21 protein-coding genes and 1 pseudogene are annotated in these 25,185 nt (G+C 57.1%); 16 read left to right on the top strand and 6 right to left on the bottom strand.

Translation table 11 applies throughout. From position 1 onward, the window contains the following. Window positions 1-51 precede the first annotated feature (51 nt). From BMZ32_RS11360 to gcl, 3 genes are all read right to left on the bottom strand, one after another. Window positions 52-942: a 2-hydroxy-3-oxopropionate reductase gene (locus BMZ32_RS11360; RefSeq protein WP_090242075.1), complete on the bottom strand. Its 891-nt coding sequence runs from the start codon at window positions 940-942 to the stop codon at window positions 52-54. A 16-nt stretch (window positions 943-958) separates the two neighbouring features. After that, window positions 959-1,741, bottom strand: a complete 783-nt coding sequence (gene hyi, locus BMZ32_RS11355) for a hydroxypyruvate isomerase (RefSeq protein WP_090242074.1) — start codon at window positions 1,739-1,741, stop codon at window positions 959-961. A gap of 112 nt (window positions 1,742-1,853) precedes the next feature. Beyond that, complete coding sequence (gene gcl, locus BMZ32_RS11350; protein WP_090242073.1) at window positions 1,854-3,629, bottom strand: glyoxylate carboligase; 1,776 nt, start codon at window positions 3,627-3,629, stop codon at window positions 1,854-1,856. Window positions 3,630-3,744: 115 nt separating this feature from the next. On the opposite strand from gcl, the gene BMZ32_RS11345 reads away from it, so the two are divergent. Together BMZ32_RS11345 and BMZ32_RS11340 are read left to right on the top strand one after the other, a co-directional pair. Next, a complete protein-coding gene (locus BMZ32_RS11345) occupies window positions 3,745-4,650 on the top strand; it encodes a LysR family transcriptional regulator (RefSeq protein ID WP_090242072.1) in 906 nt (301 codons plus the stop codon). 161 nt (window positions 4,651-4,811) lie between these two features. Beyond that, window positions 4,812-5,252, top strand: coding sequence for a GlcG/HbpS family heme-binding protein (locus BMZ32_RS11340; protein WP_090242071.1), 441 nt, complete (start codon window positions 4,812-4,814; stop codon window positions 5,250-5,252). Between the two features lie 113 nt (window positions 5,253-5,365). Here BMZ32_RS11340 and BMZ32_RS11335 read toward each other — a convergent pair whose 3' ends face one another. After that, a complete protein-coding gene (locus tag BMZ32_RS11335; protein ID WP_090242070.1) occupies window positions 5,366-6,010 on the bottom strand; it encodes a TetR/AcrR family transcriptional regulator in 645 nt (214 codons plus the stop codon). A gap of 214 nt (window positions 6,011-6,224) precedes the next feature. Here BMZ32_RS11335 and moaA point away from each other — a divergent pair, with 214 nt between their 5' ends. Together moaA and BMZ32_RS11325 are read left to right on the top strand one after the other, a co-directional pair. Continuing rightward, window positions 6,225-7,217: a GTP 3',8-cyclase MoaA gene (gene moaA, locus BMZ32_RS11330; protein ID WP_090242069.1), complete on the top strand. Its 993-nt coding sequence runs from the start codon at window positions 6,225-6,227 to the stop codon at window positions 7,215-7,217. A 72-nt stretch (window positions 7,218-7,289) separates the two neighbouring features. Next, a pseudogene (locus tag BMZ32_RS11325) lies at window positions 7,290-8,111 on the top strand (transporter substrate-binding domain-containing protein). A gap of 183 nt (window positions 8,112-8,294) precedes the next feature. Here the strand turns inward: BMZ32_RS11325 and ppnP are convergent. Beyond that, on the bottom strand, window positions 8,295-8,576 hold the full coding sequence (gene ppnP / locus BMZ32_RS11320) for a pyrimidine/purine nucleoside phosphorylase (RefSeq protein WP_090242068.1): 282 nt from the start codon (window positions 8,574-8,576) through the stop codon (window positions 8,295-8,297). A 430-nt stretch (window positions 8,577-9,006) separates the two neighbouring features. Here ppnP and BMZ32_RS11315 point away from each other — a divergent pair, with 430 nt between their 5' ends. After that, complete coding sequence (locus BMZ32_RS11315; RefSeq protein ID WP_090242067.1) at window positions 9,007-9,885, top strand: NAD(P)-dependent oxidoreductase; 879 nt, start codon at window positions 9,007-9,009, stop codon at window positions 9,883-9,885. A 197-nt stretch (window positions 9,886-10,082) separates the two neighbouring features. Next, on the top strand, window positions 10,083-10,343 hold the full coding sequence (locus BMZ32_RS11310) for a YkgJ family cysteine cluster protein (RefSeq protein WP_090242066.1): 261 nt from the start codon (window positions 10,083-10,085) through the stop codon (window positions 10,341-10,343). A gap of 167 nt (window positions 10,344-10,510) precedes the next feature. On the opposite strand, the gene gltA is transcribed toward BMZ32_RS11310, so the two are convergent. Further along, a complete protein-coding gene (gltA, locus tag BMZ32_RS11305) occupies window positions 10,511-11,785 on the bottom strand; it encodes a citrate synthase (protein WP_090242065.1) in 1,275 nt (424 codons plus the stop codon). 361 nt (window positions 11,786-12,146) lie between these two features. Here gltA and sdhC point away from each other — a divergent pair, with 361 nt between their 5' ends. The 10 genes from sdhC (at window position 12,147) to brnQ (ending at window position 25,126) form a co-directional block, all read left to right on the top strand. Beyond that, window positions 12,147-12,521 carry a succinate dehydrogenase, cytochrome b556 subunit gene (gene sdhC / locus BMZ32_RS11300; protein WP_090242064.1) on the top strand — a complete coding sequence of 125 codons (375 nt, stop codon included), beginning with the start codon at window positions 12,147-12,149 and terminating at the stop codon, window positions 12,519-12,521. Further along, window positions 12,515-12,883 (top strand): succinate dehydrogenase, hydrophobic membrane anchor protein, encoded by a 369-nt coding sequence (gene sdhD / locus BMZ32_RS11295; RefSeq protein ID WP_090242063.1) that lies wholly within the window; start codon window positions 12,515-12,517, stop codon window positions 12,881-12,883. The genes sdhC and sdhD overlap by 7 nt, the downstream gene beginning before the upstream one ends. Before the next feature lie 3 nt (window positions 12,884-12,886). Continuing rightward, window positions 12,887-14,659 (top strand): succinate dehydrogenase flavoprotein subunit, encoded by a 1,773-nt coding sequence (gene sdhA, locus BMZ32_RS11290; RefSeq protein ID WP_090242062.1) that lies wholly within the window; start codon window positions 12,887-12,889, stop codon window positions 14,657-14,659. Between the two features lie 26 nt (window positions 14,660-14,685). Beyond that, on the top strand, window positions 14,686-15,393 hold the full coding sequence (locus tag BMZ32_RS11285; protein ID WP_090242116.1) for a succinate dehydrogenase iron-sulfur subunit: 708 nt from the start codon (window positions 14,686-14,688) through the stop codon (window positions 15,391-15,393). Between the two features lie 249 nt (window positions 15,394-15,642). Next, on the top strand, window positions 15,643-18,474 hold the full coding sequence (locus BMZ32_RS11280) for a 2-oxoglutarate dehydrogenase E1 component (protein ID WP_090242061.1): 2,832 nt from the start codon (window positions 15,643-15,645) through the stop codon (window positions 18,472-18,474). A 69-nt stretch (window positions 18,475-18,543) separates the two neighbouring features. After that, complete coding sequence (odhB, locus tag BMZ32_RS11275) at window positions 18,544-19,761, top strand: 2-oxoglutarate dehydrogenase complex dihydrolipoyllysine-residue succinyltransferase (protein ID WP_090242060.1); 1,218 nt, start codon at window positions 18,544-18,546, stop codon at window positions 19,759-19,761. Between the two features lie 66 nt (window positions 19,762-19,827). Beyond that, the gene (gene lpdA / locus BMZ32_RS11270; protein WP_090242059.1) at window positions 19,828-21,264 is read left to right on the top strand and encodes a dihydrolipoyl dehydrogenase; all 1,437 of its coding nucleotides are present in this window, start codon (window positions 19,828-19,830) and stop codon (window positions 21,262-21,264) included. 211 nt (window positions 21,265-21,475) lie between these two features. Beyond that, on the top strand, window positions 21,476-22,642 hold the full coding sequence (gene sucC, locus BMZ32_RS11265; RefSeq protein ID WP_090242058.1) for an ADP-forming succinate--CoA ligase subunit beta: 1,167 nt from the start codon (window positions 21,476-21,478) through the stop codon (window positions 22,640-22,642). Further along, on the top strand, window positions 22,642-23,529 hold the full coding sequence (gene sucD / locus BMZ32_RS11260; protein ID WP_090242057.1) for a succinate--CoA ligase subunit alpha: 888 nt from the start codon (window positions 22,642-22,644) through the stop codon (window positions 23,527-23,529). The genes sucC and sucD overlap by 1 nt, the downstream gene beginning before the upstream one ends. A gap of 283 nt (window positions 23,530-23,812) precedes the next feature. Then, entirely contained in the window at window positions 23,813-25,126 is a 1,314-nt protein-coding gene (gene brnQ, locus BMZ32_RS11255) for a branched-chain amino acid transport system II carrier protein (protein ID WP_090242056.1), read from the top strand. The last annotated feature ends 59 nt before the right edge of the window (window positions 25,127-25,185 follow it).

The following is a 25,185-nucleotide window of genomic DNA, read 5'->3' as shown; positions in this document are numbered from 1 at the left end:
CCAACCTACCTTGGCTCAACCCGCTGATGCAGTGATCAACGCTGCGGGGGCTTACTCGCCGCGGATGTTGAAATTGGCCATGTGTTCCAGGCCTTTAATCAACGCCGAGTGGTCCCAGTTGCTGCCGCCGATGGCCGAGCAGGTGCTGAACACTTGCTGGGCGTTGGCGGTGTTAGGCAGGTTAAGGCCTAGCTCACGGGCGCCGGCGAGGGCGAGGTTGAGGTCCTTCTGGTGCAGGCTGATACGGAAGCCCGGATCAAAGGTGCCTTTGATCATGCGCTCGCCGTGCACTTCAAGGATTTTCGAACCGGCGAAGCCGCCCATCAGAGCCTCACGCACCTTGGCTGGATCGGCGCCGTTCTTGGCGGCGAACAGCAGGGCTTCAGCGACAGCCTGAATGTTCAGGGCGACGATGATCTGGTTGGCCACCTTAGCGGTCTGGCCGTCACCACTGCCACCGACGTGGGTGATGTTCTTGCCCATGGCCTGGAACAGCGGCAGCGCGCGGTCGAAGGCTTTCGGGCAACCGCCGACCATGATCGACAGGGTGGCGGCTTTAGCGCCCACTTCACCACCGGAAACCGGCGCGTCAAGGTACGCAGCGCCTGTGGCTTTGATCTTGTCCGCGAACACCTTGGTGGCGGTCGGCGAGATCGAGCTCATGTCGATCACGATTTTGCCAGCGCCAGCGCCTTCAACCACACCGCCTTTGCTGAACAGGACGTCTTCAACCTGCGGGGTGTCCGGCACCATGATGATGATGAATTCGGCTTCCTGCGCCACTTCACGCGGACTGGCCAGGGCGATAGCGCCCTCGGCCACCAGATCAGCCGGGGCCTTGTCGTGGTGTTCGGAGAGGAAGAGGGTGTGACCTGCTTTTTGCAGGTTTTGCGCCATGGGTTTACCCATGATGCCCGTGCCGATAAATCCGATTTTAGCCATGTGAGAGATCCTCCGATTAGATGGCGTTGTAAGCTTTCAGCCAGCCAAGGCCGGCAGTGGTGGTGGTGGCTGGCTTGTATTCACAGCCAATCCAGCCCTGGTAACCAATGCGATCCAGGTGCTCGAAGAGGAAGCGGTAATTGATCTCGCCCGTGCCCGGCTCGTTGCGGCCTGGGTTGTCGGCTAGCTGCACGTGGTTGATCACAGCCAGGTTGGCCTCGACGGTACGCGCCAGGTCACCTTCCATGATTTGCATGTGGTAGATGTCGTATTGCAGGAACAGGTTGGCGCTGGCGACCTTGTCGCGAATGGCCAGGGCCTGCACGGTAGTGTTCAGGTAGAAGCCTGGGATGTCGCGGGTGTTGATCATCTCTATAACCAGCTTGATCCCGGCGGCTTGCAGCTTCTCGGCGGCAAACGTGAGGTTATCAACGAAGGTCTGCTCAATCGTTGCGCAGTCGTAGCCTTGCGGACGGATACCGGCCAGGCAGTTGATCTGTGTATTGCCCAGCACCTTGGCGTAGGCGATAGCCTGGTCGACGCCGGCACGGAACTCCTCGACGCGATCAGGGTGGCAGGCGATACCGCGCTCGCCCTTGGCCCAATCGCCGGCTGGCAGGTTGAACAACACCTGCTCAAGCTGGTTGGTCTCAAGACGAGCCTTGATCACCTCGGCTGGGAAATCGTAGGGGAACAGGTATTCGACACCGCTGAAGCCAGCGGCAGCGGCGGCGTCAAAACGCTCTAGAAAGTCCACTTCAGTGAACAGCATGGACAGATTAGCGGCAAAACGGGGCATGGTAGGCTCCTTTATTCGGTGCGTAGGGTGGATGGCCACCCCGTGGAAAACGCATAGCGTTTTCCATCTTGAAACGGTGGATGTGCTTCGTCACATCCACCGTACGATTGCATCAATCCAACAATAAAATCGCGCTTGGTGCGTCGGCACCGCGCTCGGCGAGTTCTTCGAACTCGTTGATAGCGTTGATTTCCACACCCATGGAGATGTTGGTAACGCGCTCCAGGATGATTTCCACCATTACCGGTACACGGAACTCTTCCATCAGCGCTTTGGCCTTGGCCAGTGCAGCCTGGATGTCGTTCGGCTCGAACACACGGACGGCTTTGCAACCCAGACCTTCAACCACGGCTACGTGGTCGACACCGTAACCGTTGATCTCCGGCGCGTTGATGTTCTCGAAGGCCAACTGCACGCAGTAGTCCATCTCAAAACCGCGCTGCGACTGACGGATCAGGCCTAGGTAGGAGTTGTTCACCACGACGTGGATATACGGCAGGTTGAACTGCGCGCCGACTGCCAGTTCTTCGATCATGAACTGGAAGTCATAGTCGCCGGACAGCGCCACTACGTTGCGAGTCGGATCAGCCTTGACCACACCCAGTGCCGCTGGAATGGTCCAGCCGAGCGGACCGGCCTGACCACAGTTGATCCAGTGGCGCGGCTTGTAGACGTGGAGGAACTGCGCGCCGGCGATCTGCGACAGACCGATGGTGCTGACGTAGCAGGTGTCTTTACCGAAGAACTCGTTCATCTCTTCGTACACGCGCTGCGGCTTAACCGGCACGTTGTCGAAGTGAGTCTTGCGCTGCAGGGTGCGCTTGCGCTCCTGACAGGATTCCAGCCAGGCGCTGCGGTTTTTCAGCTTGCCAGCGGCTTTCCATTCCTTGGCCACGGCGATAAAGGCATCCAGTGCGGCGCCTGCGTCGGAAACGATGCCCAGGTCCGGGTTGAATACACGGCCGATCTGGGTCGGCTCGATGTCGACATGGATGAACTTGCGGCCTTCGGTGTAGACCTCGATGCTGCCGGTGTGGCGGTTGGCCCAGCGGTTGCCGATGCCGAACACCAAGTCGGAGGCCAGCAGGGTGGCGTTGCCGTAACGGTGCGACGTCTGCAGGCCCACCATGCCGACCATCAACTTGTGGTCGTCCGGAATTGCGCCCCAGCCCATCAGGGTTGGGATGACCGGTACGCCGGTCAGTTCGGCGAACTCGACCAGCTTGTCGGCCGCGTCGGCGTTGAAGATACCGCCACCGGCGACCAGCAATGGACGCTCGGAGTCATTCAGCATGGCCAGGGCTTTCTCGGCCTGCACCCGGTTGGCCGCTGGCTTGGCCAGTGGCAGTGGTTGGTAGGCGTCGATGTCGAATTCGATTTCAGCCATCTGCACGTCGAACGGCAGGTCGATCAGCACGGGGCCTGGACGGCCGCTGCGCATTTCGAAGAAGGCTTTCTGGAAGGCGCGCGGCACCTGACCCGGCTCCATTACGGTGGTCGCCCACTTGGTCACCGGCTTGACGATGCTGGTGATGTCGACCGCCTGGAAGTCTTCCTTGTGCATGCGTGCACGCGGCGCTTGGCCGGTGATGCACAGAATCGGGATGGAGTCGGCGGAAGCCGAGTACAGGCCGGTGACCATGTCGGTGCCGGCCGGACCCGAGGTGCCGATGCACACGCCGATGTTACCTGCATTGGTGCGGGTGTAACCCTCGGCCATGTGCGAGGCGCCTTCGACGTGGCGCGCCAGGACGTGGTCGATGCCGCCGATTTTTTGCAGGGCCGCGTACAGCGGATTGATCGCCGCGCCGGGAATCCCGAACGCCGTGTCAACGCCCTCGCGGCGCATCACCAGTACTGCAGCTTCGATTGCTCTCATACGCGCCATGAAAAACTCCTCCAGGATTTAGTCGATATTATTTCTACATGCCTAGAGCATGGAGGTAGGGTGTAATGGAGTAAATTGCAGGAATTTGCATTTCTGTCGGTATCAGGAGTATCGAATGGATCGTTACACGGCTTTGCACAGTTTTGTTCTGGTGGCCGATCAGGGCAGCTTCGCCGCTGCCTCCTTGGTTGAAGGAGTGACCCCGGTGGTGATGGGCCGGCGACTCGACATGCTCGAACGGCACCTGGGGGTCAAGTTGATGCATCGCTCGACCCGTGGCCTGTCGCTGACCGATCTGGGCGAGCAATACCTGGAGCGGGCCCGCGGTTTGCTGCGCGATTTCGCCGAGGCCGATGCCAGCATCACCCACGGCAGCCATTCGGTGAGCGGGCACCTGGTGGTGTCGGCACCTGCAGCGTTCGGCCGTCGGCATATCGCGCCACATGCGCCGGCGTTCCAGGCGCGTTATCCGGAGCTGAACCTGTCGTTCAACCTGACCGATAGCGTGGTTGATCTGGTTCGTCAGGGCTACGACATGGGCATCCGCATCGGCGAGGTGACAGATCCCAACTACGTGGCTGTCAAGCTGTTCCCCAATCGTCGGGTGGTCTGCGGTTCGCCGGACTATTTTGAGCGCCATCCCGCCCCCAAGGCCCTCGAGGATCTGGCCGAACACAACTGCCTGGCGTTCAACCTGCAGGGTGGCCAGCAGCGCGGCTGGACCTTCCTGCGCGATGGAAAACAGGTGGTGGTCAAGGTTTCCGGCAATCTCGATTGCAATGACGGCGAGCTCCTCTACAACTGGGTCAAACAGGGCCTGGGCATCGGCTGGCGCTCGACCTGGGAGATTCAGGCTGAACTCAAGCGCGGGCAGTTGGTTACGGTGCTCGACGAGTTCGCCGTGCCGGCTTACGACATTCAGGCGGTCTATCCGCAGCAGCGTTATTTGCCCGCCAAGGTGCGTTTTTTCATCGACTACCTGAAAACGATCTACAGCAGCCCGGGGTATTGGGAAGGATGAACGAAGGCTAAATTGTATACAAATAATATTTTTATATGTACTAAAAATATTATTGATTGTGTACGATCCGTGCGTTGGGCTTGTCCCGCCTGTTCGCTCCGGACGATGACGTCGTGCGTGCAGGCCCTGTTCCCATCCATTCTCCGAGGAGGGCTCTAGATATGAGCGCTATGAACCTGCACACCGCGACCACCATCAGCAACCAAGCCCTGGCGCTTGGCCGGGAGCTGTCCGCGGCACCGTTGACTGTTGCCGTGCTGGATGCCGGCGGCCACCTGATCAGCCTGCAGCGTGAGGACGGCGCGAGCCTGCTACGCCCGCAGATAGCCATCGGCAAGGCTTGGGGCGCGGTGGCGCTGGGCAAGGGCTCGCGTGCCATCGCGGCAGACGCGCTGCAGCGGCCGGCCTTTATCGGTGCGCTGAATAACCTGGTCGACGGCAAGCTGGTGCCGGCGGCGGGTGGTGTATTGATCCGTGACGAGCAGGGCGAAGTGATCGGCGCCATCGGTATCACCGGCGATACCTCGGACATCGACGAGCAGTGTGCGATTGGCGCGGTGGAGTCGGTGGGGCTGACCGCCGATGCCGGGGGCGCGGCCTGATCCAGTGGGAGGGGCTTTAGCCACGACGAGAGTTCTAACAGTTCGCCGCTAAAGCCCCTCCCACTGAGCCCACGGGCAGTGACCTAAGCCAAGGGTAGGGCGCATAACCAGGCTCAGGCGCGGGTGACTTGCTCGGAGGCACTGGGTTGGTTTTCGTCGATCTCACAGCCCTTTATCACCAGGCGGATGATGGTCTGCGCGGCGGCTTCGTAGTCGGCGTCGTCCAGATTGGCTTTGCCGGTGACGGTGGCGATCTGCCAGTCGAAGTCGGCGTAGGTCTGGGTCGCGGCCCAGATGCTGAACATCAAGTGATGCGGGTCAACCTTGGCCATCAGGCCCTGGTCGACCCAGCCTTGGATGCACGCAATATTGTGTTTGGCTTGAGTATTCAGTTGCGCGGTTTGATCGGCGGACAGGTGCGGCGCACCGTGCATGATTTCGCTGGCGAACACCTTGGAGGCCGATGGCAGTTCGCGGGAGATACGGATCTTCGAGCGGATGTAGGCGCGCAGCACGTCAGCCGGTTGGCCCGGCTGATTGAAGGGGGCAGATGCCTCCAATAGCGGTTCGATAATACTTTCCAGTACTTCGCGGTAGAGATTTTCTTTTGACTTGAAATAGTAATAGACGTTGGGCTTGGGCACCCCGGCCTTGGCAGCGATATCGCTGGTTTTACTGGCGGCAAAGCCTTTGTCGGCGAACTCCTCACTGGCTGCGCGTAAAATCAGCGCGGTGTTACGTTCGCGAATACTGGTCATAGGCCTCGTTGCTTCTTTCGATCGCCCGGCGCTGGGCAGCGGCGGGCATGGTAGCACCGGCTTTGCGCGGCGCTCAAGGCGAGTGGCGGGGCTCGATCGGGCTTTCTGACTTTCTGGTCAGGTCGTTGTATACAGAATTCAACTTATCTGTTTTGATCGGGTTAAATGCATTCTTAACAAAAGTCTCGGCTCGTTGAGCTCTAGGAGACCTGCAGTGAACAATCAACTGGTTGACCCCTTCGGTCGACGCATCACCTACTTGCGTTTGTCGGTTACCGATCGATGCGACTTCCGTTGCACCTACTGCATGAGCGAGGACATGGTCTTCGCTGCGCGCGAGCAGATTCTCAGCCTTGAAGAACTGTATAACGTGGCGGACGCGTTTATCGGGCTTGGGGTAAAACGCATCCGCATCACCGGAGGTGAGCCACTGGTGCGCAAGAATGTGTTGAGCCTGCTGACCCGCCTAGGCCAGCGCCCTGAGCTGGAGGACTTGGCCATCACCACCAACGGCTCACAACTGACCGAATTGGCGCCGCAGTTGCAGGCCGCTGGGGTCAAACGTCTGAATGTCAGCCTGGACTCACTCCAGCGCGAACGGTTTGCTGCCTTTACCCGCCGCGACAAACTCGAACAAGTATTAGCGGGCATCGATACAGCGCGGGCTGCTGGCTTTAGCAGAATAAAACTCAACACCGTGGTGCAGAAAGGCCGTAACGACGATGAAGTGCTCGATCTTGTCGAGTTCGCCATGGCCCGTGGTTTGGACATCAGCTTTATCGAGGAAATGCCCCTAGGCAGTATTACCAGCCACCAGCGCGAGCAGACGTTTTGTTCCAGTGATGAGGTGCGCGAACGTATCGAACAACGCCACGCCTTGGTGCGTAGCAGCAAGCTGACTGGCGGCCCGTCGCGTTATTGGCAGGTGGTAGGCAGCGACAGCCAAATAGGTTTTATTTCCCCCCATAGCCACAACTTTTGCGGTGACTGCAATCGCGTACGCGTGACCGCTGAAGGCAAGTTAGTGCTTTGCCTGGGTCATGAAAATGCCCTGGATCTTAAAAGTCTGATGCGCGCTCACCCTGGTGACAGCGAACGACTGCGCGATGCCTTGCAGCAGGCCTTACAGCTTAAACCCGAACGCCATCACTTCGAGACTGATGCTCAGGTGCAGGTGGTGCGTTTTATGAGCATGACGGGCGGCTAGCATCGCGCTGCCTTTGCTGGGCTTTGCGCGGCTTTATTGATTCCCATATCACGATTCAACAGGAGGTCTGCTGTGAAACCCTCGCACGTCTGCAGTTTGTTCGTCGTTGTCTGTTCCAGCGCGGCCAGTGCTGAGCGTTATGTGATCGGTGTCGAGAAATTGGCCTTTGCGCCGCACTACAGCATCGATGCATAAGGCCAGTATCAGGGCTTTGCCCGTGACCTGTTTGACCTGTTTGGGGAAAAGAGCGGTGTCGAATTGAGCTACAAGGTATTACCTGTTGAGCAGCTACTGCCAGCACTGCTTAGCGCTCAAGTGGATTTCAAGTACCCCGACAGCGAGACCTGGGCGCAGGTGCAAAAGGCCGGCCATACACTTACCTACAGTCAGGGCGTGGTTGAGTATGTGGACGGCGTGCTTGTGGCGCCGCAGCGCCTTGGACGACCTCTCGAACAGCTTAAACGCCTAGCCATGGTCAATGGCTGGACGCCGTGGGGCTATCAGCAGCGCATCGATGCCGGGCTGATTGAGCTGACCTACAGCGATGATTTGCGCCAGATGATCCGCCAGGCTATGAAGAGGGACACCGATGGCGCGTACTTCAACGTGGCGGTCGCCACTCATTACCTGGATAACATTCGCGCGCGTCCCGGAGCGCTGATATTCGACCCCAAACTGCCGTATAACCGCGGCACTTTTAAACTGTCGAGCATCAAGCATGCTGACGTTATCAAGCGTTTTGATCGTTTTTTGATCGATTATCAAGGCGAAATTGCGGCGCTCAAAAGTCAGTATAAAGTCGAAGCCAATCTCGATGCTGAGCGTGTCGGCGTGGAACAGTGGAAGCTCGACTTCCTCGAGCGTAAGAAGCTCAAGGAGGCTCAAACGCGTTAATGCGTTAATGCGTTGGGGGTAATAAAGATGGTTTCGTATGATTCGGATCTAGGGATAGGCCTGGTGAGTCAACCCCGATAACTGTATCGGCGCCGGGGTTGATTTTTTGTGATCCAAACTCACGTAGTAACGCTTATTCGTCGGCTAAGTGCTTATAGCACTGGGCTTTTGATGGCCGGTGGTTTAGCGGTATTCGCAGAGGTAGGCGGTGTCGGTGACGACCTTGAGCTGGAACGTGCTGTTAGCCGGCACAGTGAACTGGCTACCGCTGGTGAAGGTTTCCCAGCTTTCGCTGTCAGGCAGTTTGACGGTCAGGGCGCCGGCGACTACATGCATGACTTCCAGCTGGTTGGTACCGAACTCGTATTCGCCAGCAGCCATCACGCCAATGGTGGCAGGGCCTTCAGCCATGCCGAAGGCAATGGATTTAACGGTGCCATCGAAGTACTCATTGACCTTAAACATCTGCAATTCCTCGGAGGAGTATTAAAAGGCAATCCTGCCTTCAATGGCAGGCCATAGAAAGGCCTGCAAGTATGCACAAGCGCTTTTTCTGCGTCATCTGAAACTGCAAGCCAGGCTGGTTTAGAGCCGCCTTTAGGCTGCAGAGGTATTCAGCTGGTGGTTTTGGCGATGCAGTCTTTCCATTGACACGGCGAATTTTGGGCAAGCGCTCTATTCGTGCCGCACGTATTAAAACCGTTGCGGCGATGGATAACCCCTGCCGGCGGGCGCGACCATACAGTTTTGTCCTAAGGCTGTACTGGCGCTTGCTTGATGTGGCGGGCATGCTTGCAGCCAATAGGTGTCTGCGCAGTCGTCGTAGGTGCATTGTTAAGCAAGGCTGTGCAGGTCTTGGGCGGCAGGCCTTAAGTGAAGAAAATAAGGGGCGTATATGGCAAAGCTGGCGTTTATCGGGCTGGGCGTGATGGGTTATCCAATGGCCGGGCATCTGGCTCGTGCCGGGCACCAGGTGTGTGTGTACAACCGCACTGCAGCCAAGGCGGCGCAGTGGGTCGGCGAACACGCCGGCAGCCATGCACCGACCCCGCGTGAAGCGGCAGCAGATGCTGAGTTTGTGATGGTTTGCGTCGGTAATGACGATGATCTTCGAGGCGTTGTGCTGGGAGAGCAGGGTGCTTTTGCTGGCATGCAGCCGGGCGCCGTATTGATTGATCACACCACGGCGTCGGCGCAAGTGGCACGCGAATTGGCCGAGCAGGCAGCGGTGCTGCAGTTGGGCTTTCTCGATGCGCCGGTGTCTGGCGGTCAGGCCGGTGCAGAGAACGGCGCTTTAACCATCATGGTTGGTGGTGAGGTGGCGACCTATGCCAGGGCCGAGCCGGTTATCCAGGCTTATGCGCGTATGGCGCGGCTGATGGGTGAGGCCGGTAGCGGTCAGCTGACTAAAATGGTTAATCAGATCTGCATCGCCGGACTGGTTCAGGGGTTGTCCGAAGCGCTGCATTTCGCTCAGTGCGCGGGGCTCGACGCGCAGGGGGCGATGGAAGTGATCAGCAAGGGCGCGGCGCAGTCCTGGCAGCTAGAGAATCGTCACAAGACCATGCTCGCCGGTGAGTTCGAGCATGGCTTTGCCGTGGACTGGATGCGTAAGGACCTGTCGATCCTGTTAGCCGAAGCCCGAAGCAATGGTGCGCAGCTGCCGGTCACCGCGCTGGTTGATCAGTTTTATGCCGACGTTCAGAGCATGGGCGGTGGCCGCTGGGACACGTCAAGCCTTTTGGCTCGCCTACAGGGCCGTAAGCAAAGTTAGGTGTGATGCCCAGGGTATAAGGTCTGCGGCCGACTTATGTGCCGAGCAGTTACCTCAGCTCTTTAGTCGATAGTGCTAAGGCGCGTCTACGGCGCTTTGTTTTCGTCTGAATCTTTAAGCCCTGGATACAGAACTCAGAAAAGGCGGCGTAGACTCCGCTGCTTTTACAGTTTTGCGGGTCTCGAGGTTTGCCATTGATGAATTGTCGTGCTGGCTGCGGTGCTTGTTGCATTGCCCCTTCGATCAGCTCTCCGATCCCAGGTATGCCCGACGGCAAGCCGGCGGGTGTGCGTTGCGTGCAGCTGGATGTGGATAACCACTGTTTAATCTTCGGTCTGCCCGAGCGGCCAGCAGTGTGTTCGGCGTTTCAGGCTGCTGAGTATGTGTGCGGCAATACTAATGCGCAGGCTTTGCAGTTGCTGGGCTGGCTGGAACAAAGTACCGCGATTACCGTCTGAGGCTGTGGCGGAGGGGGGGTCGGTTGCCGCCAACATGATGGTGAGTCGTAAAGTTTGTGCAGCAGTGCCTACTCGCTAACCAATTGACTGAGCAACTCTAAAACGTGAAGCGCAGATGCAAAAAAAGGCTGCCCAATGGCAGCCTTTTTTGTGCGGCGGGAGCTGAGTTATTTCTTCAGGTCACGCTGCGGGTAGCCGGTGTACAGCTGGCGTGGACGGCCAATCTTGTAAGGGCTAGAAAGCATTTCTTTCCAGTGCGAAATCCAGCCGACAGTCCGCGCCAGAGCGAAGATTACAGTGAACATGCTAGTCGGAATGCCGATCGCTTTGAGGATAATGCCCGAGTAGAAGTCTACGTTGGGATATAGCGAGCGCTCGATGAAGTAGGGGTCGGTTAGGGCGATTTCTTCAAGACGCATCGCCAGTTCCAACTGCGGGTCATTCTTAATGCCCAGCTCTTTCAACACTTCGTCGCAGGTTTGCTTCATCACCGTGGCACGCGGGTCGCGGTTTTTGTAAACGCGGTGGCCGAAACCCATCAGTTTGAATGGGTCATCCTTGTCCTTGGCCTTGGCGATGTAGGTATCGATATTGTCGACACTGCCAATCTCGTCAAGCATGGCGAGAACAGCTTCATTAGCGCCACCATGTGCAGGGCCCCAAAGTGCTGCGATACCGGCAGCGATACAGGCAAACGGATTGGCGCCCGAAGAACCTGCCAAACGCACAGTAGAAGTAGAGGCGTTCTGCTCGTGGTCGGCGTGCAGGATAAAGATCTTATCCATGGCCTTGGCCAGTACCGGGCTGATCGGTTTGATCTCGCACGGGGTGTTAAACATCATGTGCAGGAAGTTTTCCGCGTAGTTCAAGTCATTACGCGGGTACATCATCGGCTGACCCATGGAGTACTTGTAGGTCATAGCCGCGATGGTTGGCATCTTAGCGATCAGGCGCATGGCCGAAACTTCGCGGTGATGCGGGTTCTTGATGTCCAGCGAGTCGTGATAGAAGGCCGACAGAGCACCCACTACGCCGCACATGATAGCCATCGGGTGAGCATCGCGTCGGAAGCCGTTGTAAAAGGTCTTCAGTTGCTCGTGAACCATAGTGTGGTTCTTGATGGTGCTAACAAAGGTCGCTTTTTCTTCTGCGTTCGGCAGTTCGCCGTTCAGCAGCAGGTAGCAGGTCTCCAGATAATCGGATTGCTCTGCCAGTTGTTCAATGGGATAGCCGCGGTGCAGCAGGATGCCCTGATCACCATCAATATAGGTAATCTTCGACTCGCACGAAGCGGTGGACATAAAGCCAGGATCAAAAGTGAAACGGCCCGTGGCGGTTAAGCCCCGTACGTCAATTACATCGGGACCAACGGTGCCGGATAAAACGGGCAGCTCGACGGGGGCTGCGCCCTCGATGATCAACTGCGCTTTTTTGTCAGCCATGTTTGGCCTCCTAGTTATGCTTGAAATCATCTGACTGCCCCCCACGCAGGGCCCGCACCACTATAGTGAGATAAATTCGAATGTCAATTTGCGAAAAGCCAGGTGGCAGAAGGGTTTGCGGGTGTTTTAGAGGTTTTAAAAGTCGCTCTTACGCCATTTATTAAGGCTGCGCAATGCGCTTTTAGGTAAGGGGCTTTGCGTTGTCATTAGTAACCTAACTGTCTATACTCTGCGCCCAACTACCAAGGGCTTTACGCCAGTATTTTGGTGGTTGTCACTCCTTGGGTGATGGGTACCTGACCAGTGCACCTCCCGACAACTTTGCCCTGATAGTTAGGGGCTCTCAGTGTGATAAAAAGCCGTGAATAGCCAAAGACCTGTAAACCTAGACCTTAGGACTATCAAACTCCCAATCACTGCTTACACGTCCATACTTCACCGTATCTCCGGTGTCATCCTCTTTGTTGGTATTGCCATTCTGCTCTATGGCCTCGACAAGTCGCTGACCTCCGCAGAGGGTTTTGCCCAGGTGCAAGAATGTTTGACCAGCCCGCTGGCCAAGTTCGTGATTTGGGGGCTGTTGTCCGCTCTGCTGTACCACCTTGTGGCCGGTGTACGCCACTTGATCATGGATATGGGCATCGGTGAGACGCTGGAAGGCGGCAAGCTGGGTTCGAAAATCGTTCTCGTCGTATCAGCGATTGTGATCGTGCTGCTGGGGGTGTGGATATGGTAACCAATGTCACGAATTTCTCGCGTTCGGGTCTTTATGACTGGATGGCGCAGCGTGTTTCTGCTGTCGTCCTCGCAGCTTATGTGCTTTTTCTGCTCGGCTTTATCCTGTGTAACCCAGGTTTGGGTTATGCCGAGTGGCAGGCGCTGTTCTCCAATAACGCAATGCGCATCTTTAGCCTGTTGACTCTGGTGGCGCTCAGCGTTCACGCCTGGGTTGGCATGTGGACAATTTCCACCGACTACCTGACGCCGATGGCGCTGGGTAAGTGGGCTACTGCCGTGCGTTTTCTGTTCCAGGCTGCGTGTGGCGTTGCCATGTTCGCGTTCTTCGCCTGGGGCGTGCAGATTTTTTGGGGTAATTGATCCATGACAAGCATTCGCACTCTTTCATATGACGCCATCATCATCGGCGGCGGCGGCGCGGGCATGCGCGCGGCGTTGCAATTGGCTCAGGGTGGTCACAAGACCGCTGTAGTTACCAAGGTTTTCCCGACGCGTTCACACACTGTGTCTGCTCAGGGCGGCATTACCTGCGCCATCGCTTCGGCTGATCCGAACGATGATTGGCGCTGGCACATGTACGATACCGTCAAGGGCTCCGACTATATCGGCGACCAAGACGCAATCGAGTACATGTGTTCCGTAGGCCCAGAAGCCGTATTCGAACTCGAGCACATGGGCTTGCCGTTCTCCCGTACCGAGCAAGGCCGCATTTATCAGCGCCCGTTCGGTGGTCAGTCCAAGGGGCCGGATAACCCGACCCAGGCAGCCCGCACCTGCGCTGCAGCTGACCGTACTGGTCACGCTCTGCTGCACACCCTGTACCAGGCCAACTTAAAAGCGGGCACTTCGTTCTTGAACGAGTGGTATGCGGTCGATTTGGTGAAGAACCAAGATGGTGCTGTAGTCGGCACGATCGCCATTTGCATCGAAACTGGCGAAACCGTCTACATCCGCTCCAAGGCCACTGTACTGGCGACTGGCGGTGCTGGCCGTATCTACGCGTCCACCACTAACGCCCTGATCAATACGGGTGATGGTATTGGTATGGCCCTGCGTGCCGGTGTGCCGGTGCAGGACATCGAAATGTGGCAGTTCCACCCGACGGGTATCGCCGGTGCCGGTACGTTGGTAACTGAAGGTTGCCGTGGTGAAGGTGGTTACCTGATCAACAAGCACGGCGAGCGTTTCATGGAGCGCTACGCGCCAAACGCCAAAGACCTCGCCGGTCGCGACGTAGTCGCGCGCTCGATGGTCAAGGAAATCATCGCCGGTAACGGTTGTGGTCCAGATGGCGATCATGTGATGTTGAAACTCGATCACCTGGGTGAGGACGTGCTACACAGCCGCCTGCCGGGTATCTGCGAGCTGTCCAAGACCTTTGCTCACGTCGATCCGGTTGTGGCGCCAATCCCGGTAGTACCGACCTGCCACTACATGATGGGCGGCGTGCCGACCAATATTCATGGTCAGGCGATTACTCAGGATGCCAATGGCAACGACAAGATCATCGACGGTCTGTTTGCTGTAGGTGAAGTGGCCTGCGTATCGGTTCACGGTGCCAACCGTCTGGGCGGCAACTCGCTGCTCGATCTGGTGGTATTCGGCCGTGCGGCTGGCATCCACTTGGAGAAAGCGCTGAAAGAAGGCGTTGAAGTACGTGGTGCATCCGAGACTGACATTGAGCTGTCGCTTAAGCGTCTGGCTGGCGTCAACGAGCGTACCACTGGCGAAGACGTTGCGCCGCTGCGTAAAGAACTGCAGAACTGCATGCAGAACTACTTCGGTGTATTCCGCACCGGTGAGTACATGCAGAAGGGCATACAACAACTGACCGACCTGCGTGAGCGTATCTCGAACGTTAAGATCGCAGATAAGAGTCAGGCGTTTAACACTGCGCGCATTGAGGCGCTGGAACTGCAAAACCTTCTCGAAGTTGCCGAGGCAACTGCGGTGGCAGCTGAGGTCCGTAAGGAGTCTCGTGGTGCTCACGCTCGTGAAGACTTTGAAGAGCGTGACGACGAAAACTGGCTGTGCCACTCCCTGTATTTCCCAGGTGAGAAGCGCGTCAGCAAGCGTGCTGTTAACTTCACGCCGAAGACAGTGCCAGCGTTTGAACCCAAGATTCGTACTTACTAAGGGTGGCCGATATGTCGCAAGCCAATCTGTTGCAAGTAAGCGTTTATCGTTATAACCCGGAGCAGGATACTGCCCCGTTTATGCAGGAATTCCAGGTCGATACCGGCGGCAAGGACGTTATGGTCCTTGACGTACTGGCGTTGATCAAGGAACAGGATCAAGGCTTTTCTTATCGTCGTTCCTGCCGCGAGGGCGTATGTGGCTCCGACGGTATGAATATAAACGGTAAGAATGGCCTAGCCTGCATCACACCGCTTTCGGCTACTGGGCTTACCGGTGGCAAGCTAGTGATTCGTCCTCTGCCTGGCCTGCCGGTCATTCGTGACTTAGTGGTTGATATGAGCATCTTCTACAAGCAGTACGAGAAGGTGCAGCCGTTTTTGCAGAACGATACGCCGGCTCCGGCCATCGAGCGCCTGCAGACTCCGGAAGAGCGCGAGAAGCTGGACGGTCTGTATGAGTGCATCTTGTGCGCCTGCTGCTCAACCAGTTGCCCGTCCTTCTGGTGGAATCCAGACAAGTTCCTCGGTCCAGCTGCGTTGCTGCAAGCTTATCGTTTCTTGGCGGACAGCCGTGATACCAAGACCGAAGAGCGTCTGGCATCGTTGGATGATCCGTTTAGTGTGTTCCGCTGCCGCGGCATCATGAACTGTGTGAATGTCTGCCCTAAGGGTCTCAACCCGACAAAGGCAATCGGTCACGTACGCAATATGTTGCTGCAAAGCGGCACCTGATTCATGGTTGTTTGTTAGACCTGTAACGCCTACAGCGCTGGTTTCTACCCAGCGCTGTAGTTTTAGCCAGAACTGCTGCTCACAAAGCGGTGGTTCTAATTTGAAAAAATATATGACGACCAGCAGGGGCATCCGGGCTGGTGCCCGGACTATCTGCGGGATCCGTGGTGGCTTACCAGTTGCTGCTTCAGGACTGACAGCCATACGGTTTCTTCGCCGGTGGTGTCCCCTTACCGAGGGTGACCAAGCATGCAAGAAAGCGTGATGCAGCGCATGTGGGACAGTGCCCACCTATCCGGTGGTAACGCTGCCTATGTGGAAGAGCTCTATGAGCTTTACCTGCACGATCCCAACGCTGTGCCAGAAGAGTGGCGCACTTACTTCCAGAAGTTGCCGACTGACGGCAGCGCCGCTACAGACGTATCGCACTCAACGATTCGCGATCATTTCGTGTTGCTTGCTAAAAATCAGCGCCGCGTCCAACCGGTGTCCGCTGGTAGCGTCAGCAGTGAGCACGAGAAGAAGCAAGTCGAAGTGCTGCGCCTTATTCAGGCTTATCGCATGCGCGGCCATCAGGCCGCTCAGCTCGATCCGCTTGGCCTTTGGCAACGTCCTGCGCCGGCCGATCTGGTCATCAATCACTATGGTCTGACGGATGCTGACCTCGACACGACATTCCGTACAGGAGGACTTCATCTTGGTAAGGAAGAAGCCACTCTGCGCGAAATTCGCGATGCGTTGCAGCAGACATATTGCCGCACCATCGGTGCCGAGTTCACCCATATCGTTGATTCCGAGCAGCGCAGCTGGTTCCAGCAGCGCCTGGAAAGCGTACGCGGCCGTCCGCAATTCTCGGCCGACGTGCAGAGCCATCTGCTTGAGCGCCTGACGGCGGCTGAAGGTCTGGAAAAGTACCTGGGCACTAAATACCCGGGCACTAAGCGTTTCGGTTTGGAAGGTGGCGAGAGTCTCATTCCACTGCTCGATGAAGTGATTCAGCGCTCCGGCTCCTACGGCACCAAGGAAGTCGTTATCGGCATGGCCCACCGTGGCCGTCTTAACGTACTGGTCAACACCTTCGGCAAAAACCCGCGCGATCTATTCGACGAATTCGAAGGCAAGAAGACCGCAGGTCTGTCTTCCGGTGACGTGAAGTACCACCAAGGTTTTTCGTCCAACGTAATGACTGCTGGTGGCGAAGTGCACCTGGCCATGGCGTTCAACCCGTCACACTTGGAGATTGTTTCTCCGGTGGTCGAGGGTTCCGTACGCGCCCGTCAGGATCGTCGTAATGATGCTTCTGGTGAAAAGGTTCTGCCGGTTTCCCTGCACGGTGACGCGGCATTCGCCGGTCAGGGTGTGGTCATGGAAACCTTCCAGATGTCGCAAACCCGTGGTTTCAAAACGGGCGGCACTATCCATATCGTGATCAACAACCAAGTTGGTTTCACCATCAGCAATCCGCTGGATTCACGCTCCACCGAATACTGCACCGATGTGGCGAAGATGATTCAAGCGCCGATCCTGCATGTTAACGGTGACGATCCAGAAGCCGTGCTGTTTGTGACGCAACTGGCCGTCGATTACCGCATGCAGTACAAGCGTGACGTGGTCATTGACTTGGTTTGCTACCGCCGTCGCGGTCACAACGAGGCCGACGAGCCGAGTGGTACTCAGCCGCTCATGTATCAGCAGATCAGCAAGCAGCGCACCACCCGTGAGCTGTATGCTGACGCGCTGACCACTGCAGAGCGTCAGACGACCGACGAAGTGCAGGCTAAGATCGACGAGTACCGCACTGCGCTGGACAACGGTCAGCATGTGGTTAAGAGCTTGGTTAAAGAGCCGAACAAGGAGCTGTTTGTTGACTGGCGTCCGTATCTGGGCCACACCTGGACTGCCCGTCATGACACAAGCTTCGAGCTGAAAACCCTGCAAGAGCTGTCGAACAAGTTGCTGGAAATTCCAGAAGGCGTGGTTGTTCAGCGCCAGGTGGCGAAGATTCTTGAAGACCGACAGAAGATGGGTGCCGGCGCACTGTCGATCAACTGGGGCTACGCCGAAACGATGGCGTACGCCACGCTGTTGTTTGAAGGCCATCCTATCCGCATGACCGGCCAGGACATCGGCCGCGGTACGTTCTCGCACCGTCATGCCGTGTTGCACAACCAGAAAGATGCCACTGCTTATGTGCCGCTGAAGAACCTGTATGAGGGTCAGCCTGCTTTTGACCTGTACGACTCCTTCCTCTCGGAAGAAGCGGTACTGGCCTTTGAGTATGGCTACGCCACTACCCAGCCGAATGCGTTGGTGATCTGGGAAGCTCAGTTTGGTGACTTCGCTAACGGTGCCCAGGTGGTATTCGATCAGTTCATTTCCAGTGGTGAGCACAAGTGGGGTCGTCTATGCGGCCTGACCATGCTGTTGCCGCACGGTTATGAAGGGCAGGGGCCTGAGCACAGCTCGGCGCGTCTAGAGCGTTACTTGCAGCTGTGCGCTGAGCACAACATGCAGGTCGCAGTACCGACCACGCCTGCGCAGATCTATCACCTGCTGCGCCGTCAAGTGATACGCCCACTGCGTAAGCCATTGGTGGTCTTGACGCCGAAGTCGCTGCTGCGCCACAAACTGGCCATTTCGACGTTAGAAGACCTGGCTGACGGCTCGTTCCAGACCGTGATTCCGGAGATCGATGTAATCGATCCGAAGAAAGTCGATCGGGTCGTGCTGTGCAGCGGCAAGGTTTACTACGACCTGTTGGAAAAACGCCGTAACGAAGGTCGTGAAAACATCGCCATCGTGCGTATCGAGCAGCTTTATCCGTTCCCTGAGGACGATTTGACCGAGACCTTGGCTGTCTATAAGCATCTCAAGCACATTGTCTGGTGTCAGGAAGAACCGATGAATCAGGGCGCTTGGTATTGCAGTCAGCACCACATGCGTCGCGTGGCGACAGCGCAGAAGAAAACCCTGCTCCTTGAGTACGCCGGCCGTGAAGCGTCTGCCGCACCTGCTTGTGGTTATGCATCGCTGCACGCCGAGCAGCAGGAAAAACTCCTGCAAGACGCCTTTACTGTTTAACGCCTTCGCACAACAGGCGGCCAACTGGGCCGCCTGCTAGTAGAAACCGAATTTAAGGAACCACACATAATGGCTATCGAGATCAAAGCCCCTACTTTCCCGGAATCGGTTGCCGACGGCACCGTGGCTACCTGGCACAAGAAGCCGGGCGATGCAGTCAAGCGTGATGAGCTGATTGTCGATATCGAAACCGACAAGGTTGTAATTGAAGTGTTGGCTGAGGCCGACGGCGTCCTCGCCGAAATCGTCAAGAACGAAGGCGATACCGTGCTCAGCAATGAAGTATTGGGTACTTTGGGCGAAGGCAGTGGCGAAGCTGCAAAGCCGGCTGCCGCACCTGCCGCAGCGGCACAAAGCGCTGCGCCTGAAGCCTCTGGTGACGACGCCATTCTTTCGCCTGCCGCGCGCAAAATCGCCGAAGAAAATGGTATTGATCCGAACAGCGTTGCCGGTAGTGGCAAAGGCGGTCGTGTGACCAAGGAAGACGTGGTTGCCGCCGTTGACGCAAAGAAAAACTCGCCCGCAGCTCCGGCGGCTAAGCCTGCCGCACCGGCCGCTGCTGCTCCAGTCTTCGCTGCTGGTGATCGCACTGAGAAGCGCGTGCCGATGACGCGTGTTCGTGCAACCGTGGCCCGCCGCCTGGTCGAAGCCCAGTCGAACATGGCCATGTTGACCACTTTCAACGAAGTCGACATGACCGAAGTCATGGCGCTGCGCTCGAAGTACAAGGACCTGTTTGAAAAGTCCCATAACGGTGTTCGTTTGGGCTTTATGTCGTTCTTCGTCAAAGCTGCCACCGAAGCACTTAAGCGCTTCCCAGCAGTCAATGCGTCGATCGATGGTGCCGACATCGTTTACCACGGTTACGCTGACGTGGGTGTTGCGGTCTCCAGCGACCGTGGTCTGGTAGTTCCCGTTCTGCGTAATGCGGAACTGATGAGCCTGGCTGAAATCGAAAGCGGTATTGCCACCTACGGTAAGAAAGCCCGCGACGGCAAATTGTCGATCGACGAGATGACGGGCGGCACCTTCACTATTACTAACGGCGGCACCTTCGGCTCAATGATGTCGACCCCGATCGTAAACCCACCACAAGCCGCGATCCTGGGGATGCACAACATTCTGCAGCGCCCTATGGCAATCAACGGTCAAGTGGTGATCCGCCCGATGATGTACTTGGCGTTGTCTTACGACCACCGCCTGATTGATGGTAAGGAAGCCGTGACCTTCCTAGTGACCATCAAAAACTTGCTGGAAGACCCGGCGCGTCTGCTGCTGGATATCTAAAAGCCAGTTTCTCCCACGGCGGCCCTGTGTACAGGGCCGTTCGGTTTATTCGAGAAGGAATACGTTATGACCCAGAAATTCGACGTGGTAGTCATCGGTGCCGGCCCTGGCGGTTATGTAGCCGCGATCAAAGCCGCTCAGCTTGGTCTGAAAACAGCGTGCATTGAGAAGTATCAGGATAAGGAGGGTAAGACTGCCCTCGGTGGTACTTGCCTGAACGTCGGTTGCATTCCGTCTAAGGCGCTGCTGGATAGCTCCTGGAAGTATTACGAAGCGAAAGACCATTTCGCCATTCACGGTATCGAAGCCAAGGGCATCACTATCGACGTGCCAGCGATGATCGGCCGCAAAGCCAATATCGTGAAAAATCTGACTGGCGGCGTTGCAGGCCTGTTCAAGGCCAATGGCGTGACCCTGCTTGAAGGCCATGGCAAGTTGCTGGCCGGTAAGCAGGTTGAAGTTACCGGTTCAGATGGTAAAACGCAGATCGTTGAAGCTGAGAACGTGATTCTGGCTTCCGGCTCTAAGCCGATCGACATCCCGCCGGCTCCGGTTGACCAAGATGTGATCGTCGACTCCACCGGTGCCTTGGAATTCCAGAGCGTGCCGAAGAAGCTCGGTGTGATTGGCGCAGGTGTAATCGGTCTTGAGCTAGGCTCCGTCTGGGCGCGTCTTGGCGCTGAAGTCACTGTACTGGAAGCCCTGGACAAATTCCTCCCGGCTGCCGATGAGCAGATCGCCAAAGAAGCACTGAAAACCTTCACCAAGCAAGGCTTGAATATTCGTCTGGGTGCTCGCGTAACCGGTTCGGAAGTGAAGAAGAAGCAGGTTACCGTTAACTTCACCGATGCTGACGGTGAGCAGACGATCGTATTCGACAAGCTGATCGTTGCAGTCGGCCGCCGTCCAGTAACCACCGACCTGCTGGCGTCCGATAGCGGCGTCGACATGGACGAACGTGGCTTTATCTTCGTTGACGACCAGTGCGCCACCAGTGTGCCAGGTGTTTACGCCGTGGGTGACGTAGTGCGCGGTGCAATGCTGGCTCACAAAGCCTCTGAAGAAGGCGTCATGGTTGCTGAGCGTATCGCCGGGCATAAAGCCCAGATGAACTACGACTTAATTCCATCGGTTATCTACACCCATCCGGAAATTGCATGGGTTGGCAAAACCGAGCAGCAGCTGAAAACTGAAGGCGTTGCTGTCAACGTCGGCACCTTCCCGTTCGCGGCCAGCGGTCGTGCCATGGCTGCCAACGACACCGGTGGTATGGTCAAGGTTATCGCTGATGCCACTACCGACCGCGTGTTGGGCGTGCATGTAATAGGCCCGAGCGCTGCCGAACTGGTACAGCAGGGTGCAATTGGTATGGAATTCGGTACCAGCGCTGAGGATCTGGGGATGATGGTGTTCTCCCACCCGACGTTGTCCGAGGCACTGCATGAAGCTGCCTTGGCCGTGAATGGTCAGGCCATCCACATCGCCAACCGCAAGAAGCGTTAAGTCGTTGTTGGTTTGAATTGTGGCTTGCGCCGCCGTTGTGTAACGGCGAAGGCCACAGCTCAAACAGGAAGAACCACGGCAGATGACCCGCGTTCAGCTCAGGCTGCTGCGCGGAATATCAGCCGGATTGCCCTAGAAGCAGTCACAGGTGGTGCGGCACCACAAGTGCAGCACCGTATGCGCAATACCTAAACGAAGACGGTAGACAAGCATGAATCTCCACGAGTATCAGGGTAAGCAGCTGTTCGCTGAATACGGCCTGCCCGTATCCAAGGGCTTCGCGGTAAGCACCCCAGAAGAAGCCGCAGCAGCCTGCGACAAAATTGGCGGTACCGAGTGGGTCGTCAAAGCTCAGGTCCACGCAGGTGGCCGCGGTAAAGCGGGCGGCGTAAAGCTGGTCAAGAGCAAAGAAGACGCCAAGGCCTTCGCAGCCAACTGGCTGGGCAAGCGTCTGGTGACTTACCAGACTGACGCTAACGGTCAGCCGGTCAACCAGATTCTGGTCGAATCCTGCACTGACATCGCCAAGGAACTGTACCTGGGCGCCGTTGTAGATCGTTCCAGCCGTCGTATCGTGTTCATGGCCTCCACCGAAGGTGGCGTGGATATCGAGAAGATCGCTCACGACACCCCTGAGAAGATCCTCAAGGCCACTATCGATCCGCTGGTCGGCGCTCAGCCGTTCCAGGGCCGCGATCTGGCATTCCAGTTGGGCCTGCAAGGTGATCAGATCAAGCAGTTCACCCAGATCTTCGTTGGTCTGGCCAAGCTGTTCCAGGACTACGACCTGGCGCTGCTGGAAGTAAACCCGCTGGTGATCAAAGCTGACGGCAACCTGCATTGCCTCGATGCCAAGATCAACATCGACGCCAACGCCCTGTACCGTCAGCCTAAGCTGCGCGCCATGCACGATCCGTCCCAGGACGATCCGCGTGAAGCCCACGCTGCCAAGTTCGAACTGAACTACGTCGCGCTGGAAGGCAACATCGGCTGCATGGTCAACGGTGCTGGTCTGGCCATGGGCACCATGGACATCGTCAACCTGCATGGCGGCAAGCCAGCCAACTTCCTCGACGTAGGTGGCGGCGCAACCAAAGAGCGCGTAACCGAAGCCTTCAAGATCATCCTGTCCGACAGCAACGTGGCTGCCGTTCTGGTAAACATTTTCGGCGGTATCGTTCGTTGCGACATGATTGCCGAAGGCATCATCGGCGCAGTGAAAGAAGTCGGCGTTAAAATTCCGGTAGTTGTTCGCCTTGAAGGTAACAACGCTGAGCTGGGCGCTAAAGTCCTGGCAGAAAGTGGCCTGAACATCATCGCGGCAACCAGCCTGACCGACGCTGCTCAGCAAGTCGTCAAAGCTGCGGAGGGCAAGTAATGAGCGTCCTGATCAATAAAGACACCAAAGTTATCTGCCAGGGCTTCACCGGCTCGCAGGGTACCTTCCACTCCGAGCAAGCCATCGCCTACGGCACTAAGATGGTTGGCGGCGTGACACCGGGTAAAGGCGGCACTACTCACCTGAATCTGCCGGTGTTCAACACCGTGCGTGAAGCGGTTGAGCAAACTGGCGCGACCGCCAGCGTGATCTATGTTCCGGCTCCGTTCTGCAAGGACTCGATCCTTGAAGCGGCCATGGGCGGCATCAAGCTGATCGTCTGCATCACCGAAGGCATTGCGACCATCGACATGCTGGAAGCCAAGGTCAAGTGCGACGAGCTGGGCGTGGTCCTGATCGGTCCGAACTGCCCAGGCGTGATCACGCCTGGCGAGTGCAAGATCGGCATCATGCCAGGTCACATTCACCTGCCAGGCAAAGTAGGCATCGTGTCGCGCTCCGGCACCCTGACTTACGAAGCTGTTAAGCAGACCACTGACGCCGGTTTCGGTCAGTCCACCTGCGTGGGTATCGGTGGTGATCCGATTCCTGGCTCCAACTTCATCGACATCCTGAAACTGTTCCAGGAAGACCCGAAGACCGAAGCGATCGTGATGATCGGTGAGATCGGCGGTTCGGCTGAAGAAGAAGCGGCTGCCTACATCAAGGCCAACGTGACCAAGCCTGTAGTGTCTTACATCGCAGGTGTGACCGCTCCGGCGGGCAAGCGTATGGGCCATGCCGGTGCAATCATCTCCGGTGGCAAGGGTACAGCAGACGAGAAGTTCGCAGCCCTGCAAGACGCCGGCGTGAAGACCGTGCGTTCCCTGGCTGATATCGGTAAGGCTCTGGCCGAACTGACCGGTTGGGAAGTTAAAAAAGCCTAAGGCTTTTTGACTTAAGAAAAGGCCACCTTCGGGTGGCCTTTTCTATTTCAGCTATCGGTTAACTGTCGTTGAGGCGACAGCCGTTTTCACCAATCCGACAGCCCGACCTGTGCCAGTGCCGCTGGCAGGACAAATTCGTTAGGCTTGCAACTAATTAGCACCTGCTTCGTCACAAGCGGTTCAAGGTGCTGCAGTGGCTCCGCTCAACCGGCGGGGTGACGTTTCCCCCGATCCATCGGGAAACCCTCGGAACTTTAACTTTCTGCCTGTGGTATTCCCTTCTATGACTCGTTTGAAAGGCTCGGATGTCCTGGCCCTCGGTTTTATGACGTTTGCGTTGTTTCTCGGCGCCGGTAACATCATTTTCCCACCCATCGCCGGCATGGCTGCGGGTGAGAATATTGGCCCGGCAGCGCTGGGTTTTCTGCTCACGGGCGTCGGTTTGCCGCTGTTGACTATCGTTGCTTTGGCTCGTGTTGGTGGCGGCATGGCGCTGCTGACAGCACCACTGGGCAAGCGCGCAGGTCTACTGTTTGCAGTTGCGGTGTATTTGGCCATAGGGCCACTGTTCGCCACACCACGTACGGCGGTGGTGTCGTTTGAAATGGGCATTGCGCCTTTCAGCGGCAACACCAGCACGGCGTTGCTGCTCTACACCCTCGCCTACTTCGTGGCCGTGCTGTTTCTATCCCTCAATCCTGGGCAACTGGTTGATCGGATCGGTAAATACATCACCCCAGTGCTGTTGGCTGCGTTACTGGTATTGGGCGGTGCTGCGTTATTGATCCCTGCGGGTGAAATCGGTCAAGTGTCTGCAGATTATCAACGTGCACCCTTCGTACAGGGGTTCCTGCAGGGCTACCTGACTATGGATACCCTGGGCGCACTGGTGTTCGGCATCGTGATTGCTACCGCGATTCGTGACCATGGTGTGACCGATGGCAAGCTGATTACCCGTTATTCGGTGATCGCCGGTCTGATCGCCGCTATCGGGCTTTCGCTGGTGTATCTGGCGCTGTTCTATCTTGGTGCAACAAGCCAGGGGATTGCCGGTGAGGCGCAGAATGGCGTGCAGGTGCTCACCGCTTATGTGCAGCACACCTTCGGTATCACTGGCAGTTTGTTGCTGGCCGTAGTGATAACCCTGGCCTGTTTGACGACGGCTGTGGGCCTATTGACTGCCTGCGGCGAGTTCTTCAGTAGCTTGTTGCCGGTTTCTTACCGTGTTGTGGTAATCGCGCTCGGGCTATTTAGTCTGCTGGTGGCCAATCAAGGGCTGACCCAGTTGATCAGTTTCTCGATCCCTGTTCTGGTCGGTTTGTACCCGCTGGCGATTGTATTGGTGGCGCTGAGCTTGCTGGATAATCTGTGGTGTTCGTCGGCGCGGGTTTTCCGTCCGGTTATGGCGGTAACCTTGGTTTTCGGTCTGGTTGACGGCGTTGCGGCAGCCGGCGGTAAGGCCCTGATCCCACGTTTCTTCAGCGAGTTGCCGTTGGCCGATCAGAGCCTTGGCTGGCTACTGCCTGTGCTGCTGACACTAATTTTGGCTGTTGCAGTGGACCGTGCGCTGGGCGTATTTAAAACGGCCGCGAGCTAAGCGTTGCTGTTTACTCAAGGCCGCTCATTGAGCGGCCTTTTTGTTGGCCAGTTGAAAGC

The sequence above is a fragment of the Pseudomonas guineae genome, assembly GCF_900113745.1.
In the GTDB taxonomy this organism is placed as follows: Bacteria; Pseudomonadota; Gammaproteobacteria; order Pseudomonadales; family Pseudomonadaceae; genus Aquipseudomonas; species Aquipseudomonas guineae.
Note: the sequence above shows the minus strand (reverse complement) of the source record. Positions and strands in the feature narration are given on the sequence as shown.

Coding starts and splice junctions, on each gene's coding strand:
- odhB (WP_090242060.1), top strand. CDS start 18,544: ATGGCTATCGAGATCAAAGCCCCTACTTTCCCGGAATCGGTTGCCGAC.
- BMZ32_RS11335 (WP_090242070.1), bottom strand. CDS start 6,010: ATGACCAGTATTCGCGAACGTAACACCGCGCTGATTTTACGCGCAGCC.
- sdhD (WP_090242063.1), top strand. CDS start 12,515: ATGGTAACCAATGTCACGAATTTCTCGCGTTCGGGTCTTTATGACTGG.
- brnQ (WP_090242056.1), top strand. CDS start 23,813: ATGACTCGTTTGAAAGGCTCGGATGTCCTGGCCCTCGGTTTTATGACG.
- sucC (WP_090242058.1), top strand. CDS start 21,476: ATGAATCTCCACGAGTATCAGGGTAAGCAGCTGTTCGCTGAATACGGC.
- sdhA (WP_090242062.1), top strand. CDS start 12,887: ATGACAAGCATTCGCACTCTTTCATATGACGCCATCATCATCGGCGGC.
- ppnP (WP_090242068.1), bottom strand. CDS start 8,576: ATGTTTAAGGTCAATGAGTACTTCGATGGCACCGTTAAATCCATTGCC.
- BMZ32_RS11310 (WP_090242066.1), top strand. CDS start 10,083: ATGAATTGTCGTGCTGGCTGCGGTGCTTGTTGCATTGCCCCTTCGATC.
- gcl (WP_090242073.1), bottom strand. CDS start 3,629: ATGGCGCGTATGAGAGCAATCGAAGCTGCAGTACTGGTGATGCGCCGC.
- BMZ32_RS11280 (WP_090242061.1), top strand. CDS start 15,643: ATGCAAGAAAGCGTGATGCAGCGCATGTGGGACAGTGCCCACCTATCC.
- lpdA (WP_090242059.1), top strand. CDS start 19,828: ATGACCCAGAAATTCGACGTGGTAGTCATCGGTGCCGGCCCTGGCGGT.
- BMZ32_RS11315 (WP_090242067.1), top strand. CDS start 9,007: ATGGCAAAGCTGGCGTTTATCGGGCTGGGCGTGATGGGTTATCCAATG.
- gltA (WP_090242065.1), bottom strand. CDS start 11,785: ATGGCTGACAAAAAAGCGCAGTTGATCATCGAGGGCGCAGCCCCCGTC.
- BMZ32_RS11345 (WP_090242072.1), top strand. CDS start 3,745: ATGGATCGTTACACGGCTTTGCACAGTTTTGTTCTGGTGGCCGATCAG.
- BMZ32_RS11360 (WP_090242075.1), bottom strand. CDS start 942: ATGGCTAAAATCGGATTTATCGGCACGGGCATCATGGGTAAACCCATG.
- sucD (WP_090242057.1), top strand. CDS start 22,642: ATGAGCGTCCTGATCAATAAAGACACCAAAGTTATCTGCCAGGGCTTC.
- hyi (WP_090242074.1), bottom strand. CDS start 1,741: ATGCCCCGTTTTGCCGCTAATCTGTCCATGCTGTTCACTGAAGTGGAC.
- BMZ32_RS11340 (WP_090242071.1), top strand. CDS start 4,812: ATGAGCGCTATGAACCTGCACACCGCGACCACCATCAGCAACCAAGCC.